This window comes from Symbiopectobacterium sp., from assembly GCF_051710365.1.
In the GTDB taxonomy this organism is placed as follows: Bacteria; Pseudomonadota; Gammaproteobacteria; order Enterobacterales; family Enterobacteriaceae; genus Symbiopectobacterium.
In genome coordinates this window covers 1-1,206 of the sequence record NZ_JBPETA010000370.1, presented here as the reverse complement: position 1 = coordinate 1,206, position 1,206 = coordinate 1, and the positions used below count along the sequence as shown (strand labels likewise).

Below are 1,206 nucleotides of genomic sequence, written 5' to 3'. Positions count from 1 at the left end.
TAACTTTCCGACTGTTACCGCAACTGCGAATCGCTGTTGCCGTGTCAGTGGAGGCGCAGTATAGACACTTCTCGCGCCCTGACAAGGCCTAATTTCAATTTTATTTCTGAGTGGGTGTTTTTTCGGCAGTGCGTACTAAACATCAGCATTAAACGCGTTTTTTTGCACCAAGCTGAGCAAATTCATGTGCGAAATGCTCAACCTGTTGCCAATCGGTGTATTCAATCTCTTTACTGCTGTCCGTCTCACCACCGGTCATTCGCATAATAAGCTGAATCATCACCCGGTCGAGCCAACCATAGCGCGGATAGCGCAGTACACCGGCAAACACACCGCATAGTGCTGGCTGCCACGGGGAGCGCAGCAAAAACTTCCTGGTGTAGGGATTGGTTTGTGCCGTGCGCTTTTCTGGCTTACGCGCGGTCAGATTCACTGAGAAGAAAGCATTTGGCAGACGCTGCAATTCCCCCACGTGTTGTTTGATAAAAGCATAAACCTCGGGCTGGAAATGACCATAGCGTACCGAAGCACCGATCAGAATGCGATCGTAATGCGCGGGTTCGATATTGTCAGCGGCCGTGATGTTCACCACATCGCACTCGACCTTACCCTTTAGCACCGTCGCGATATAAGAGGCGATAGCCTTGGTTTGACCATCCTTACTGGAAAAAAGTATCAACGCTTTCATAGGTCATTGCTCTTTGGCTTTTTGTTTTAGGTTATGCGCGCCAGAACGTAGGTGTAAACAACACCAGCAAGGTAAACACCTCAAGACGCCCGAACAGCATGGTTGAAATCAGAATCCATTTCGCTGCGTCATTCATGGTGGTGAAGTTATCGGCCACTACCCCTAATCCCGGCCCCAGATTGTTTAGCGTCGCCGTGACAGCGGCAAAAGCAGAAAAATCATCCACACCGGTGGCTATAACTGCCAGCATACTGACAATAAACACCAACGCATAGGCGGAGAAAAAGCCCCATACCGCCTCGAGGATCCGCTCCGGCAAGGCACGACGTCCAAGCTTGATGGTATAGACCGCGTTTGGGTGCACCAATCGTTTGAGCTCTCGATGTCCTTGCAAGAACAACAGCAGGATACGAATCACTTTTAAGCCACCGCCCGTCGACCCCGCGCACCCGCCGATAAAAGCAGAGCACAACAGCAAAACGGGCAAGAATAGCGGCCAGGCGGCAAAACTTCTGGTG

General features: G+C 51.0%; 2 protein-coding genes. Both read right to left on the bottom strand.

Annotated elements, in window-relative coordinates; translation table 11 throughout:
- Positions 1-148: 148 nt before the first annotated feature.
- Positions 149-688, bottom strand: a complete 540-nt coding sequence (hemG, locus tag ACTBDZ_RS17985; RefSeq protein ID WP_438816291.1) for a menaquinone-dependent protoporphyrinogen IX dehydrogenase — start codon at positions 686-688, stop codon at positions 149-151.
- 31 nt (positions 689-719) lie between these two features.
- Positions 720-1,206 (bottom strand): potassium transporter TrkG (locus tag ACTBDZ_RS17980; RefSeq protein ID WP_438816290.1); only part of this gene is annotated, 487 nt, incomplete at its 5' end.